This window comes from Nitrospiraceae bacterium (genome assembly GCA_019637075.1).
Classification (GTDB): domain Bacteria; phylum Nitrospirota; class Nitrospiria; order Nitrospirales; family Nitrospiraceae; genus JAHBWI01.
On the sequence record JAHBWI010000001.1, the window covers coordinates 656438 to 672650 of the forward strand.

Consider the following 16213-nt stretch of genomic DNA (forward strand, 5'->3'; position numbering starts at 1 on the left):
GGATGGCCTAATGGTTAGGCAGCTTGGGAAGGCGCGTTGTGCTCCTCGTCGTCTCCATGCGGATGGAGATCGGCCAAGGCTTCCGCCCAAAACCGCTGCAGGTGGCCGGCCAAATCCTGAACGTGAGGAGCGACGAACAGGCGTCCGGAATCCTCGGCAGGCAGATAGAGCGTCTGACTCCGTCCCAACGCGGAACTGCCGAAAACCAACCTGGTATCGTCGGCAGTATGGGTCAAGGGATGTTTCGAGGCGATCACGTTCAGCACAGGGCCGTGGAACAGTTTCAATTCATAGCGCGCTGCGGCGTGGAACATCGCGTACGTGACCTGGTCCTTGTACAGAAACTCATCCTGGTGCTCGGCCGCTTCGGTATGGTGCATCAGATTCCATAGCTGTTTCAACTTTCCCTGCCAGAACGACGGCCATCGGTCCACGGGCAATTCACGCATCAAGCGGATGTAGGTACGTACCTTCTGGGTCATGAACTGGATCGGCCACAGCACATAGGGAGGACGATGCCAATGTTGCGCGTATGACCGCGGATGCCAGGACTCCATAATCGCCAACACCACCTGCTCGCCCTGTGTCCGCAACTGTTGCGCGATCTCGTATGCGGTCAACCCGCCCGTGCAGGTGCCGCCGATAAGGTAAGGCCCATGCGGTTGCACCGCCCGAATCTCCGCGATGTAATGCGCCGCCATCTCCTCTACGCGCAGGAAGGGCTTTTCTTTTCCGTCCAACCCCCGTGCTTGCAGCCCATAGAACGGACGATTTTCTCCGAGCAGCTTGGCGAGACGGGCAAACACCAGCACATTACCCCCGACGCCGGGCACCGCGAAGAACGGCGTTTGAGTTCCCTCGGGTTGGATAGCGACGAGCGTCTGCCAGCGCACGGTGCAGCCTTCGTCGGCCAGCAGGTCCGCCAACTGTTCGATCGTGGGAGCCTGGAACAATACCGCCATCGGGAGCCGCTTACCGAACGTGCGCTCGATCGCGCTGAACATTCGAAGCGCCAACAGCGAATACCCGCCGAGGTCGAAAAAGTTGTCTTTCACGCTGACGTGGGTGACGCCGAGCACCTGCTCCCAGATGGCGGCCAGCTGCAATTCGATCCGGTTGCGCGGCGCGATCACCAGAGTATCGTTCTGGTGTGACTCGACCGCCGGCATCGGAAGCGCCGCTCGGTCCACCTTTCCGTTGGGCGTGAGCGGAAACGAAGACAGCGGTACGATCGCGGAAGGCACCATGTAGTCCGGCACCGTCTCACGCAAACTCTTCCGCAGCTGCTGCGGATCGCAACTCATCCTCTCCTGAGGGGTGACGTAGGCGACCAACCGTTCGTCCCCTGGAACATCCTGCCGCACGATGACGATCGCCTGCTTCACGCACGGATCCTGCGCCAGCACATGTTCGATCTCGCCCAGTTCGATACGGAAGCCGCGCAGTTTGATCTGGAAATCTATTCGCCCGATGTAATCCAGACGTCCGTCGGCCAGCCATTTCACCTGATCCCCGGTGCGGTACAGCCGCTCCCCTTCCCGGAAAGGACTCGGGACGAATCGATCGTGAGTGAGGGCCGGAGCCCCCCGATAGCCCCGCGCCAGTCCGAGACCGCCGATGTAGAGTTCTCCGGGTATCCCGACGGGCACGGGCTCGCGCTGCGGATCGAGCACATAGACCTGCGTGTTGGCGATCGGCCTGCCGATGGGCACGGTTCGCTCCGCCGACCGCACTTGCTCCAGCGTAGACCAGATCGTGGTCTCCGTCGGCCCGTAGACATTCCAAACCGATCCGGCCCGCGCGAGCAGATCCTGCCCCAATTCCTTCGGCATGGCCTCGCCCCCGCATAACACCTTGACGCCGCGACCACCTTTCCAGCCGGACGCGACAACCATGCGCCAGGTCGCGGGGGTCGCCTGCATGACCGTCACTTCGCCGCGATCCAGCGCCTGAGCGAGCCATCCCCCGTCGGTCGCCTCTTTGCGGGTTGCCAACACAATACGGGCGCCGACGATGAGCGGCAGATAGAGTTCCAATCCGGCAATATCGAAGGACAGCGGCGTGATGGCCAACAGAGTGTCCCGCTTGGTCAGTCCCGGCTCCTGCCGCATGGATTCGAGGAAATTGACCAGGGCCCGCTGCTCGATTTCGACGCCTTTCGGTTGCCCCGTCGACCCAGACGTGAACAGGACATAGGCCAGATGGTGCGACGCGGCGAGCGGCGAAAGATTCTCCTCCGGATGATGGGCAATTGTGGCGGCATCTCGATCCAAGCAGAGGACCTGCAGTTGATGCTGCGGCAGCCCTGCCAACTGCGCCGATTCAGTAACCAATACAAGCCCAAGACTGGCTTCCAGCATGGCGGCCAATCGCCTCGAGGGAAGACCTGGCACTAACGGTAAGTACGCGCCTCCGGCCTTCATGACCGCCAATAGGCTCACGAGCAGATCGACGGAGCGGTCCAGACAGATCGGGACCACCACATCAGGCCCCACCCCCTGCTCGCGCAGGTAGTGAGCCAGTCGATTGGCGCGCCGATTGAGCTCGGCATAGCTGAACTCCCGATCGTGAAAGACGACGGCCACGGCATCAGGGTTGCGGTTGACCTGCGCTTCGAACAATTGCGCGAAGCACGTGTGCTCCGGAAAGGGCGCCCCGGTCGCATTCCAATCCTGCAGCAGCTGCCGTCTCTGCTGAGGAACAAGGACCGACAAGCGGCCGATCGCTTGCTGAGGCTGCTCTGCGATCTCCTCCATGAGCTGGCGATAATGCATCAGCCACCGTTCCACCGTAGCCCGGTCGAAGAGATCGGAATTGAATTCCAGATAGGCCTTCCTCGACGCCAGCGGATCGATCGAGAGCCCCAGGTCCAGCTGGGCGGCGCCGCGGCTGACCTCGTAGGGGGTCCAGGATAGGTGCAGAAACTCCGTGCGGGCGAACGGCGTGTTGGCGAAGTTGAACAGAATCTGCACGAGGGGCAGACCACCGTGGCTGCGATCCGGGCGCAACTCCTCCACCAGCTTTTCGAAAGGCATGTCCTGATGCGCGTAGGCTTCCAGCGAGAGGTCTCGGACCTTGCCCAGCAGGTCATGGAACGTCGTCTCCGGCGATAGGTCCGCCCGCAAGACCAATGTATTCACGAACGTCCCGATCAAGTCCTCGATGGCCAACCAATGGCGGTTGGCGATCGGTGTCCCGATTACGATGTCGCGTTGCTGGGTGAGCCGATGCAAAAGCGCGAAGAATCCCGCCAGAAAAACCATGTACAGCGTGACGCCCTCGCGGACGCTGAGCTGCTTCAGCCGGTTGATCAATGCCCAAGGCAGGTCGATGGATACGTGGTCGCCTTTGAACGAATGCACCGGAGGTCGCGGCCGATCCCCTGGCAGCGACATGACGGGAAGATTTGCGAGCTTGGATTTCCAATAGGCCATCTGCTCGGTCTGCACCGGGCCGGTCAACCACTCCCGCTGCCACTGCGCAAAATCGGCGTACTGGATCGTCAATTCCGGCTTGAGCACCACCGGGCGTCCTTCGCAAGCGGCGTTGTAACAGGCAACCAACTCGCGCGCGATGATCCCATACGACCACTGGTCGGAAATGATGTGGTGGGTCGTGACCATCAAGATATGGTCTTCTTCTCCAAGATCGATCAGCAACACCCGCAGTAATGGACCGCTGATAAGGTCGAAGGGCTGACGCGCCTCGGCCATGGCGAGTTCCGCTGCCTTGTCTTCCCGCAGGTCATGTGCGAGCAGTCGCAGATCCATTTCTCGCCACACCGGGTCGAGATTCGCATGGAGGACCTGCCTGGCGTGCCCCTCGACCTTGACGAAGGTGGTGCGCAAGGCCTCGTGGCGCTCGACTAGTCGATGAATCGCGCCGCGCAGGGCGTTCTTGTTCAATGGCCCGTGCAAGCGAACGCTGGCGGGAATATTGTAGGCCGCGGCGTCCGGGGCCATCTGGTACAGCACCCACATCCGCTCCTGCGCGAACGACAGAGGCAAGGGCCCGACCCGCTGGACCCGCTTGATCACGCGGGCAGCCTCGTCCCGAATCGGCCTGGTCGTGGCGCTGGCATCGCCGATGACATCGGCCAGCGTGGCGATCGTCGGCGTTTCAAAGACCCGCCGCAGCGGCAAGCGCACGTGAAACAGGGCTTGCACCCGAGAAACAAGCTGAGTGGCCAGCAGGGAATGGCCACCGAGTTCGAAGAAATTGTCGTGGATGCCGATGTCCTTCACGTGCAAGATCTCGCCCCACATATGGGCCAGCATTTGCTCTGTGGCGGTGCGGGGTGCGACGTACTCGGCGGTCACGTCGACTTTGCTCGCCCGGCTGTCGAGCGCAACCCTCAAGGCCTGCCGATCCACCTTACCATTGGGCGTCTTCGGCAAGGCCTCCAGTTCCGTGAAGGACGACGGAATCATGTGCGCAGGCAACAGGCCCCGCAGCCGCTCCCGAAGCTGGACGAGTCCAAGCCGGTTGTCCGGTCGCGGCACGAGAAACGCGGCGATGCGCTTGTCCCCTGGCTGATCCTCTCGAACTTCCACGACTGCCTGCTCGAATTCCGGTTGCCGGTTCAGGACCGCTTCGATTTCTTCCAGCTCGATTCGGTAGCCACGGATCTTCACCTGTCGATCTGCACGGCCCCGATACTCCAATTGCCCATCGGAGCGCCAACGGACAAGGTCGCCGGTGCGATAGATCCGGGCCCCGGAACGTCCGGAGAAGGGATCGGGAAGGAATCGGGTGCTGCCGGCTGCCTCGGACCGGCCCAAGTAGCCGCGTGCGACACCGACACCGCCTATATGCAGCTCGCCCGATACTCCGATCGGAACGGCTCGCCCCTTCTGATCCAGCACGTACACGGATACATGGGGAATCGGCCGGCCGATCGGGATCTCCGCGGGAACCGGCCCCTCGCACCCCAAGCCCGTCAAATCGTAAAACGTCGCGGCAATAGTCGCTTCCGTCGGTCCATAGGTATTCAAGAGTCCGACTTCTCGGCCGATGAGTTTGCCCCAGCGCTCTACAACCTGCGGCAGTGCCCGTTCCCCGCCGATAATCACGTGGCGCACGGATGGGGGCCACGGCAGTGCCTCCACGTCCATGCGTGTCACGACCTCATGCCAGTACGCCGTCGGGAGGTCAAGCACCGTCACCTTCGACCGCGCGCAGGATTCGAGGAACTCGGACACAGAATCGACCATGGTGGCGTGACGCAGTACCAACGTCCCACCCGCAGCCAGACAGGGGAAGATTTCCTCGGCCGCTTGATCGAAACTCAGAGACGCAAATTGCAGGACCTGATCGCCGGTCTTCAACTTAACGGCCGCTGTGATCGCTTGCACGTAGTTGGCTAACGACCGTTGTTCGATCAGTACGCCTTTGGGATGCCCCGTCGACCCGGACGTGTAAATGACATAGGCCAGGTTGCCCGACGATGCCGCCGTAAATGCCTCGCTGTCCGGGCAGCGCCCGATTTCGCCCCACTCCGAATCAAGACAAATCGTGTGGGAATTGGACACAGGCAGACGGCCGAGTTGATCCTGCTGCGTGACGATGACCCGAACCAGGCTGTCGGCCAGCATATACTCCAGCCGCTCGGTCGGATAGTCGGCGTCCAGGGGCAGGTAGGCCCCTCCGGATTTCAAGATACCCAGCAGCCCGACGATCATTTCAGGAGTCCGATCGAGACAGAGCCCCACGACGACGTCCGGTCCGACTCCCCGCCGGCGCAGATAATGCGCAAGCTGATTGGCACGGGCGTCCAGTTCTCGATAGGTCAACCGGCGGTCGCCCTGCTGCACCGCGAGGGCGTCCGGCGTTTTCCGCGCTTGCGCTTCAATGAGCTCCTGCACGCAAGGCGCATCGCCGATCGGAGCCCGGCCGCCGCTCCATTGCTCCAGCACCGCCCGCTGTTCTGCCTCATCCATCAGGCTGAGTTCGCCGATCGCCAAACCCGGCGATGAGACCAGCCCCTCGAGGGCTCGAACAAAGTGCCGTTGGAACCGAACCATCGTGTCGGCATCGAAGAGCCTGGGTTTGAATTCGAGGTATCCATGCATGCCCCGGGAACCTTCGGACAGTTCCACACAGAGATCGAACTGCCCGCTGTGCTGAGGCAATACGTAGCCGTCCCACCGAGACACGTCGGCAACCGGGGCGCCGACCGTTCCCCTGCCCAGTTCCTCATCCAGCTCGGCCAGCAGTTTGAAACGCTGCAGCACGAACAACACCTGCGACAGCGTACCCTGCTGACGATCTTGCGCGGACCGCACCTTCGTCGCCAACCTCGAGAACGGATAGTCCTGGTGGTCCAACGCCTCCAATACCGTTTGTTTGGTAACGGCCAGGAGTTCGCGTCCCGTCATCTCGGCATGCACCGCGTTTTTGAGCATGACGACGTTGACGAAGTCGCCGATGCTGTGGGCAAAACGCGCACGGTGTCTGCCGAAGACCGGCGAGGCAATCGCAATATCCTCATGATTCGTGTAGCGATGGAGTACGACCTGAAGCGCGGCCAAACACACCGCATAGCTCGTGGTGCCTTCGGATTTCGCGATGGCCTTGACCTTCCTCGCTGTTTCCGTCGTCACCGCAAACCGATGCCAGCCGTAGGGCTCCGGCTCGATCGTGGCCCGCGGGCGATCGTAGAACGATTCGTAATTCGGCCACTCGCCGGCCAACCGCTCTTTCCAATAGCGCGCCAGTTCCTTCCCTTCCTCGCCATCGAGCAGTTCCTTGTGCCAGGCCACATACTCGGTATAGGGAGTCGGTTCCGGCTGACTGGCAGGCGCGGTACCGGCGACACGTCGTTCATACGCACGGCGCAATTCATCGACCAGCAGCGTCATGGACCAGCCGTCGACGGCAATATGGTGGGCAACCAGCAGGAGCATCGGGGACACCGACCCGCTGAACAACTGGGCGCGCCACACTGGTCCGCAGACCAGGTCGAAGGGAACGGCCGCCACGTCCAACGCGGCTTGCCGCACCCGCTGCCAATCCCACTCCTCGGCGTCAGTCTGTGACCAGGCAAACGGCAGGGCATCGTGGACCAGCTGCACAGGAATGTCTTCCCGAGTGTCATAGGTCGTACGAAGCGTGGCATGGCGCGCGCTTAACTCAGTCAGCGCCTGCTGCAGCAGAACCGGGTCGATCGGTGATGGAAGCCGGAGCAGTACCGCGACATTTGCAGCAGAACTTTCAGGAGCGAGCTGGCTCAGGAACCACAAGGCCGCTTGATTTTCAGAGAGGAAGTAGCAGGTCTCCTCCGCGGCCGGCTCGCCCGAACGCGAGCCACGCCCGGCCCCATCGGCAACCGAACGTTCCGCGATGAGGCGGGCCAGATCATTCAGCGAGGCGCCTCCGAGCACGGACTGAAGGGACAAGACGATGCCGAATTTGGTCTCGACCACGTGCAACAATTCGGCAGCCAACAATGAATCGAGCCCGAGGAATTGCACCGGCCGATCGAGGGAAATGGGCTGCCCTCCCCCCGCCAATCGTGCGGCGACGAGGTCTCGGAGATATTCGGCGATGATATTGCGGCGCGGTTCCGGTGCAAGGCGTTCAAGTTCTTCGAGCGTCGGTGGAATCAATTCGCGTTGCCGAACCCACGGGCGGGACCGACTAGCCCCGATGACGGCCAATTGGCCGGCCAGAAATTGTTGCCGGCACGCCCGCCGCTGAATCTTTCCGCTGGAGGTCTTGGGAAGGCTCCCGGCCTTGATTAACACCAAGTGCGCGACATGAAGATCGTGCTCCTCGGATACCGATGCCCGCACCCGCCCCGCAATTTCTTCAATATCGAGGCCGACTTCCTGCCGCGACACTTCTTGCACCACGACCACATGCTCTTCCCCGTCCTCGGGAATCGAAAACGCCGCCGTCCCTCCGCTTCGGAAGGCCGTATCACAACGCTCGACGGTCCGCTCGATATCCTGCGGATAGTGGTTCCGTCCGCGTACGATCAGCAGATCTTTGAGACGGCCGGTCACATACAACTCGCCGTCCTTCATGAAACCGAGATCGCCGGTCCGAAGAAACGGCCCGTCACCGGTATCGCGCAACGTGGCGTGGAAGGTTTCTTCCGTCTCAGTGATTTTGTTCCAATAGCCGAGCGTCGTACTGCCGCCGCGCAACCAGATTTCCCCCACCTGTTGGGCCGCGCAACGGCTGAGCGTCTCCGGATGCACGATCGCGACTACCGTATCGCCGACCGGCTTCCCACAACTTACAACGTACCGTCCGGCCGCCTGCCCAGGCGAAGCCTCGCGTACCACGCCTTGCTCGAGCAAATCGGAGTCGAGCGGCAGAATTCTTGGAGATCCCACGCCCGACTTCAGGGAAATCAGCAACGTGTATTCAGCCATGCCGTATGCGGGGAAGAATGCGTCGGGTCGAAACCCGGCCGGAGCAAACGCCTCGGTGAAATGCGCTACCGTATCGGGCGCGATCGGCTCGGCGCCGCAGCTCGCCACTCGCCAGCCGGAGAGGTCCAAGACCTTTCGCATCTCAGGCTCCACCGCCTCGATACAACGGCGATAGGCAAAGTTAGGCCCCCCGCTATGGGTGATACGATGGCGCTGGATGGCTTCGAGCCAGCGCCCGGGCCGTTTTAGGAATACGAGCGGAGACATCAGGAACGAGGGACGACCGGGCCAAAGCGGCTGGATAATTCCCTTCACGAGCCCGTAGTCATGGAAATGCGGCATCCAGGAAAGCGTGATGGAGTCGGCATCGTAGCAGCCGGCCTCCGTGATGTATCGGCATTGATGGACGAGATTGTCGTGGCTCACCATGGCCCCCTTGGGCGCCGATGTCGAGCCGGAGGTGTATTGGAGATAGGCCAATGAACTGGGAAGGGGATCGTTCTGCTTCCACTGGTCGGCCCAGGACGGGTCCACATCTTCGATTGTCAGCCAGCGCTCGAGCGGAATCGGCAAGGCGCCCAACTCCGCCCCGCGAATCGTACCGAGCATGGCCTGGCTGCTCACAATGCCGGCACAGCCGGAATCAACCGCAATCCCGTAAAATCGCGCGGCGCTCTGCTTGAGTCGTACCGAATCGAGCTGAGGAACGGGAACCGCAACCAGCCCGGCATAGAGTGCGCCCCAGAAGGCCTCCACGAAACTCAAACCGGGTGGAAAGGCCAGGAGAAGTCTGTCTCCGGCCGTGAAACGGGAGCGAAGATATGAGGCAATGCTGCGGGCACGAAGGTCGAGGGCGCTATACGTGAGTGTGCCGGCGACAGTCAGCCCGTCGCGGAGAAACAGATAGGCGGGCTGGTCCGGCTGATGCTCGGCTCGCCATCGAAGTACCTGAGGAACACTCTGAAACGAAGGAACTTGTGGAAGTTGTCGTCTGGTCACAGTTTGGCTCAAGGCCGGTCGAACATTTGAAAGGGCGCTGTTTTACTTACGATTCGTTGATGCGCAGCAGAGATCTATTCCGGACTTCGTACTCGCAGAACCGATCAGCCCGCGCATCGCTTCCAAGGTTCATGGGTACGGTTTGAGTCTACGGCACCCCCCGTACATCGCAAAACAGAATCACCTTTTTCTCAATAGAGACGCCTCCCTAATGTCCAATTCGATTCTCGGCCAAACGCATGATTTTATTTGAAAACGGCGAGCCGGCAGGTTAAGCTGCCCCCCTTGACCGGCCAGGGCAGGAGAGGTGCGAGAGTGGCCGAATCGGACGGTCTCGAAAACCGTAGTCGGGGTAACTCGACCGTGGGTTCGAATCCCACCCTCTCCGCCATACAGAGCTCGCTCGACCCGGAGCCTTCTTAATACGTCCCAGCGACGGAATACTCCCCCTCGTGTACTCTTCTCGATTTGCTTGGCCCGCAGACCGACCGTGCAAGTCGTTGAACAGACGCAGGCTTCCAGCCTAGGGGCAGGCAAGGCCGCGAACAGCTTCCCTTGCCCCACCCAAGTCAGGGCCATCCCCCTCCTCTAGTGACCTAGGAGCCCAAGGCAAAGCAGGCTACTGTGGCCTCCTCACTGGAGGTGCCCATGTTCGAACATACCGAATTTGGATTTGCGATGACGGTGCTGGCCATCGCGGGCATTGCCCTGATGGCGGACGAGAAGATCGAAACCACCTGCATCAACGTGGTGAAGTGGGTCAAGAAACGGGGACGGGCCTAGGTACGAGGGACAGGTTCCGACAGCCCTCCCAAGACAGGGCTGTCGGCGTCGGCAGTGGGATTCAAACCGGCAGATCGCGAGCCGAGACCTTCCGCTTCAACTCACGCCGCAATTCTACCATCGCCAGCGTGTCGCGGGCACAGTAGCGCAACAGCGCCTCTTCAATCCTGGTTCGTTCCACCCAGTCGCTGAGTTCAAAGACCATCCGATAGTATTCACGGGCCGCTACCCCTCCGTCCCTGATCTCCAAATCTTCGTAGCTCAAGGACGGCACTACGGCCGGTAGCACGGTTTTGATCGAGTAGGATCCGCCGAAGTCCGGATGAAAGTAATGCATCTTGACTACCTCGTGAAGATCCCACAGCCTGGCGATGACTTTTCTAATGTTCGGGCGAAGGGCGGGGAAGATTTCCGCCATGCGCTCGAGGATCGACCGTTCATAGCTGGAGTAGACACAGATGCTGCCCTCACGGCCCAACGCCTCCAGCAACGCCACGACCAACTCTTCTCTCGCATCCCGCGCGTCACGGCTGAGATATTCCGCATGGTCCAGCGTCCCGTCCGCTCGTTCGATGTGGTCGGACCACTGAATCGGCAACACTTCGTAGGGCCTGGTGTTCGCATACTTCGGCACCGCCGGCATGAAGGTCTCGAAGTCGAGGTGATGGACTGGAAACCGTACCGTATCCAGCGCCTGCCGCAGCCCGGAGCCGATCCATTCCTTCTGTTCCTTGACCAGCCGCTGCACCGGCGACAACTCCACTTCGTCCGGAATCTGATCGATCGTGTCGATCCCCTTCAGAATCAAGTGTGCAAAGGTCTTCTTGCTTCCCGGAAGACGAAAGATCCAGCGTGGCGATTTGTCCTGCGTGCAGTGGTCCCAGAAGGGGCACTCGTAAGGACTCCGGCAATGTTCGCCCGGCTCGATGGCCGGAACCTGCCCCGACGCGAGCAGCTCCTTCATGGCTTGCAGGCGGGGCTCAACCGTCGCCAACTGGCCACGGATCGTCTCGGTGAGAGGGCGAATGGAGAACAGGGCTTCGAGATCGATGGCGCACCCGTCGAACACATACTGGGTGTTCACGTGCATGAGACAAATCTCTGCCAGTCTCACCCCGGCACCCTGGAGCACGTAGCTCTGGATAGTCAAATCGTCCAGATGCGTCGGTTTCTGGCGAGTGGACGACTTCACCTCGATCAAACGCCAGGTCGGCTGCCCCTCCTCATCCGTCCCAACCCGCTCGAGCACATCGACACGCACCAGCACGTCGTTGAATTGAAACGCGCCTTCGAAAATCGCCGGCACAGTGGGATCAGCCAATAACGTGGCCGTCTGCTCCAACGCCTCGCGTGACTGGCGATAACCCGCCGTTACCAATCGTCCGCCGGAAAATCGCCGTCTGGCCCACTCGCCAAGGTCCGTACCCATGTCGAGGATGGCCTGGGTCGCGGCATCAGGCGGCGTCGCCAAATCGGGGCGGTGGATTTCCAGATATAAACGCTTGTGGCATTGGAGACCGGACAGGTACCGGGACTTGGACAGACGATACGCAGGGCGAGGCAAAGGCTCCGGCAGAATCGGCATGGACATGATGCAGGCTACCGAAGCCCTGCGCGGTTGTCCAGCCCTGCACAGCCGGGAACGTATGGTACCCGTCTGATGGCCGGGGCGAAACTGGGCGCATGCCCTCCCCTTATCCGCCATACGCACGAAGGTATGCGATCTTCGTCCCCGCGGGTGGCGGCCATTTTCAGCATCCTGTTACTATGCGCGACCATGGCAAACCGTGTTGCACAAATCCGCCGTTCGGTCATGACGCTGGCGTTGCCGGTCACGGTCAGCAGCCTGTTGCAGCGAACCGAGGGCATCATCGCCGTATTTTTAGTGGGAGGCCTCGGGGCGATCCCCATCGCCGCCGTGGGACTTGGCCAGCTCCTGGCGTTCATTGCCACCACGCTGGTTTCGGGACTCTCCGTCGGAACGAACGTGGTCATTGCCCAACTCTGGGGCGCGCGGCGTCATGAGGATGCCGGTCAGGCCGCCCGCCATTTCCTCTGGTTGGCCATGCTGGCCTCGATGCTGTTGGTGGGATTTGGCCTCTCACTCAATCGCCTGGCAATGGAGTTGCTCGGTGCACAGCCGGAAGTCATCGCGCTGGCAATGCCCTACTCGACGCTGATCTTTCTCGTGATTCCCTTCACGGTCTTTCTTCAAGTGCTCTCATCTCTGTTACAGGGCACCGGCGACACGAGGACGCCAATGTACGCCATGATCCTCGTCAACGCGCTGCACGTCTTGGTGGCCTACCCGCTCATCTATGGGCTCTGGGGTCTCCCGGCATTCGGCGTGAAGGGCGCCGCCATGGCGGTGGGAATCGCCGAGGCGATAGGCACGGCGTTTCTCGTTCATCGGTGCCGGCCCCTGTTTCGGAGTTCCGCCTTAGTGCGATGGGACCTCGTGCGCACGATCTGGCATATCGGGGCACCGGTGTCAGGAGAACGGATCGTCCAACAGGCCGGTATTCTCGTCTACACCAAGATCGTCCTGATCTACGGGACCGTGTCCTACGCAGCCCATCAAGTCGGGCTCTCGATTGAATCCTTGTCGTTTCTCCCCGGCTACGGCTTTGCCATTGCCGCCGCAACGATGGTGGGCCAAAGTATCGGCGCCGGCAAGTATCAGCGCGCGAAGATCGAAAATTGGGAAGCCAATCGAATGGCGACGTTCGTGATGTCCGGGATGGGGTTGGTGTTCTTCTTTTTCCCCTACGCGCTGCTCCGCGCCTTTACCAGCGACGAGGCAGTGATCGATCTGGGAACGGTCTTCCTCCAGATCGTGGCGCTCCTCCAGGTCCCGTTGGCCCTGACGATGGTCTTGGCCGGCTCGCTACGCGGAGCCGGAGATACCCGCTTCATCATGGTTGCCACGATGATCGGCATGTGGGCCGTTCGCGTCCCGATCGCGTTTGTCGCGGGCGCGTGGCTGCAACTGGGGGTGTTCTACGTCTGGCTGGCGATGATCGCAGACTGGACGCTGCGGATGGTTCTGATGCTCTGGCGCTATCGGTCGGAACGCTGGAAAGCGATACAAGTCCTGCGCTGACCGGCCGTCTGGCGAATCCTTGTCTCTAACAATGCGTGCGCTCTTCAGCCGGCGGCCGCGTATCTTTGCCGGAGCCCACCCGTACTTCGATGCGGCCGACACCCTTCACATTCGCGCAGAGATCACCCAAACCCGGGGTGACGAGGCGGTAAGGTCCGCCCTTGCCGTCCGGCAGCGGCGCCCCGTCGAGTTCATACAAGAGCAACCCAAACTCCCGCGCCTGTTGGAGCGTCAGCGTCGCGGCATATTTCCCGTCGAGCGAATGGAATGTCACATGGTCGGCATTCACACCCAACGCCGGCACCTCCAAAAGGCCGCTGACCCGCACCGCCCGTCCCGTCATCCCCGGCATGACGACGCCGATATCCTCGACCTGCTGTTCCTTCGGCAGCTGCACCAAAGCTGCGCGGGTCAACGATACAGGCTGCACGACCGCGCCGTCGATCCGAACGACGCCCGGACCGGAAACTTCCTTTTCCGTCACCGCCTTAATCATCGCCGTCAGCGCTTCGTTCACCGGTGTCGGAATGCCAAGTTGGCGTCCCATTCGCACGATATAGCCGTTCAAATAATCGATTTCCGTCGGCCGTTTGGCCTTCCAGTCGTCATACATGGACGTATGGATGTCACGGATCTCCTGGGTCCACTTCACGACCTTCTCCGCCATATCAGGCGCCAACGGGACCTTAAGCGCAGCCGAGATCGCCGCGACCTCTCCGACGATCTGGCGAATCACGCCCATCATCTCGGGATTGTCCAACGCCTTCGCGACCTTGTCGTCGATCAACACGGTGACCGGGTTGAAGACGCAGTTCCAGCACATTTTCTCCCACTTGCTCTTCCGGATATCGTCGCTGATCTGACAGGAGACCCCGGCCTGTTTGAAGACCTCGGCGATCCGCAGCAGCCGGTCGCTCTGGTGCCCCATCAACTCGCCGATAGCCACGGCCCCGCGCTTATAATGATCGATGACTCCCGGCTCGACGATCTTCGAATAAATGAAGGCCACTCCACCGACCACGCAGTCACGCTGGAGACGAGCAAGAATGCGATCCTCGGTGTCGATCCCGTTCTGCAACGTGAGAATGATTGTCTTGTCGGTGAGGACCGGCTCGAGCTGGGCCATCACCTCATCGAGGTCGTAGGCCTTGACCCCCAGAATTACCAGGTCCGGCGCAGGAAGCTGCCGTGGATCGGAGGCGGCGGGCGGATGGACGGTAAACGTGCCCTTCGCGCTGCGAATCGTGAGACCACGCTGCTTGACCGCCTCGAGCGTTCGATGACGTAGCAGGAACGACACATTGGGATTGCTCTTGGCGAGTTGCGCTCCGAAATATCCGCCGACCGACCCTGCTCCGACGACCATGATCTGTTTCATGCCATGCTCCACTCGTTTGCCTTCGCGAGGCGCGTACTATAGCATGCGCCTGCGCGTGCGAAACAGGGACTCTCCCTCACTGGACCCGCAATATGGGAAGCGGATCAACGCTCGGCCTTATCCAATCCAAATTGGCGGCAGCCTCGTCCGTCACCGTTTTGACCGGCGCCGGCATTTCGGCTGACAGCGGCGTCCCGACCTTCCGCGGAGCCGACGGGCTTTGGCGTAGCTTTCGCCCCGAAGACCTGGCGACACCGGAAGCCTTTGAACGGGACCCTCGGTTGGTCTGGGAGTGGTACAACTGGCGAAGAGAACTGATTTCGACGAAAGGGCCGAATCCGGCACATCAGGCCCTCGTCGAACTGGAACGGCGCCTCGACCGGTTTTGGTTGATCACACAGAACGTGGACGGCCTCCATCGCGACGCCGGCTCGACCCAACTGTCCGAGATTCACGGCAACATCTGGATGGTTCGGTGCACCGCCTGCCATTCCGTCACCGAAAACCGGGAAGTGCCGATCCCGATCCTGCCCACGTGCCGTACTTGCCGCGGATTGCTCAGACCGCACATTGTCTGGTTTGGGGAATCGCTCGCGGAAGAGGATCTGCAACAGAGCTACCGAGCGCTGCAGAATTGCGAGGTCTGCCTGATCATCGGGACCTCCGGCGTCGTCTATCCCGCTGCCGGATTCGCGTCTGTCGCCAAGTCCGCCGGAGCGTTCGTCGCGGAAATCAATCTCGATCCCACTCCTCACTCCGAACTGGTCGACGCGGCCCTGCAGGGCCGCGCGAAGGACCTGGTCCCGCTGTTACTGCCGACCTGACAACAGCGGCAGCAAATCCGTCAACGTGGTAATCGTGTGTGATCCCGGCACTGCTCCGCCCTTCTCCCCGCGTGCCACGTGCACGGCCGCTAAACCGGCATTCAACGCGCCTTGCACATCCTCCCGCACACTGTCCCCGATATGGAGAGCTTCGCCCGGATCGGCCGCATGTTTATCCAAGGCTTCCTGGAAAATTCGGGTGGAAGGTTTGGCCGCGTGGGCCAGGCTTGAAATCGTGATGGTATCGAAGTAGTCGGCAATCCCGAGGCCGCGCAGGATCGGAAACAGGCGCGAGTCGAAATTCGAGATGATGCCGAGCTCATATCCGCCCTCCTTCAAGGTTTTCAAGACAGTCAGGGTCTCCGGATACAGCCGCCAGGTTTCCGGCCGCTCAAATACTTCGAATACCTCTTCGAAGAAATCATCGAAGCCTTCAAACATGCCCACCCGGTAGAACACATTGTGGACGATATCGAACCACCAGAGCCGTTCGGATTGCTTGATCGCCGCCGGCTCATGTACCGCAAATACCGGAGGCGGCGCTTCGGAAAAAGCCCTGGTAAACGCCGTCTTGATGGCATTCAATGACTCTCCGGTTTTCTTGAATCCATGCCGTTCGGCATGGTGGAGATAGATCTCCGCCACGGAACCTTGGATGTGAAACAACGTCCCTGCCGCATCAAAGAACACGACCTGATATGGCCCGGTCTCCATCGCCAATTCCTTCCCTTCAGCCTCTGCGCGA

General features: G+C 61.1%; 6 protein-coding genes and 1 tRNA gene. 3 read left to right on the forward strand and 4 right to left on the reverse strand.

Going from position 1 to position 16213, the window contains the following annotated elements:
• Nucleotides 1-14: 14 nt before the first annotated feature.
• A complete protein-coding gene (locus KF814_03175) occupies nt 15-9380 on the reverse strand; it encodes an amino acid adenylation domain-containing protein (protein ID MBX3235131.1) in 9366 nt (3121 codons plus the stop codon).
• A gap of 301 nt (nt 9381-9681) precedes the next feature.
• On the opposite strand from KF814_03175, the gene KF814_03180 reads away from it, so the two are divergent.
• A tRNA-Ser gene (locus tag KF814_03180) sits at nt 9682-9771 on the forward strand.
• 453 nt (nt 9772-10224) lie between these two features.
• Here the strand turns inward: KF814_03180 and KF814_03185 are convergent.
• On the reverse strand, nt 10225-11754 hold the full coding sequence (locus tag KF814_03185) for a DUF2779 domain-containing protein (GenBank protein ID MBX3235132.1): 1530 nt from the start codon (nt 11752-11754) through the stop codon (nt 10225-10227).
• A 126-nt stretch (nt 11755-11880) separates the two neighbouring features.
• Here KF814_03185 and KF814_03190 point away from each other — a divergent pair, with 126 nt between their 5' ends.
• Nucleotides 11881-13266 (forward strand): MATE family efflux transporter, encoded by a 1386-nt coding sequence (locus KF814_03190; GenBank protein ID MBX3235133.1) that lies wholly within the window; start codon nt 11881-11883, stop codon nt 13264-13266.
• A gap of 25 nt (nt 13267-13291) precedes the next feature.
• Here the strand turns inward: KF814_03190 and KF814_03195 are convergent, their stop codons facing one another.
• A complete protein-coding gene (locus KF814_03195) occupies nt 13292-14644 on the reverse strand; it encodes a 2-dehydropantoate 2-reductase (GenBank protein ID MBX3235134.1) in 1353 nt (450 codons plus the stop codon).
• A 92-nt stretch (nt 14645-14736) separates the two neighbouring features.
• On the opposite strand from KF814_03195, the gene KF814_03200 reads away from it, so the two are divergent.
• Entirely contained in the window at nt 14737-15468 is a 732-nt protein-coding gene (locus tag KF814_03200) for an NAD-dependent deacylase (GenBank protein MBX3235135.1), read from the forward strand.
• Here the strand turns inward: KF814_03200 and KF814_03205 are convergent.
• Nucleotides 15454-16182, reverse strand: coding sequence for an HAD-IA family hydrolase (locus tag KF814_03205; GenBank protein ID MBX3235136.1), 729 nt, complete (start codon nt 16180-16182; stop codon nt 15454-15456). The genes KF814_03200 and KF814_03205 overlap by 15 nt on opposite strands.
• Between the last annotated feature and the right edge of the window lie 31 nt (nt 16183-16213).

Excerpts from the sequence above, each read along its gene's own strand:
- KF814_03195 (MBX3235134.1), bottom strand. The coding sequence starts at position 14,644 with ATGAAACAGATCATGGTCGTCGGAGCAGGGTCGGTCGGCGGATATTTC.
- KF814_03185 (MBX3235132.1), bottom strand. The coding sequence starts at position 11,754 with ATGTCCATGCCGATTCTGCCGGAGCCTTTGCCTCGCCCTGCGTATCGT.
- KF814_03200 (MBX3235135.1), top strand. The coding sequence starts at position 14,737 with ATGGGAAGCGGATCAACGCTCGGCCTTATCCAATCCAAATTGGCGGCA.
- KF814_03190 (MBX3235133.1), top strand. The coding sequence starts at position 11,881 with ATGCGATCTTCGTCCCCGCGGGTGGCGGCCATTTTCAGCATCCTGTTA.
- KF814_03205 (MBX3235136.1), bottom strand. The coding sequence starts at position 16,182 with ATGGAGACCGGGCCATATCAGGTCGTGTTCTTTGATGCGGCAGGGACG.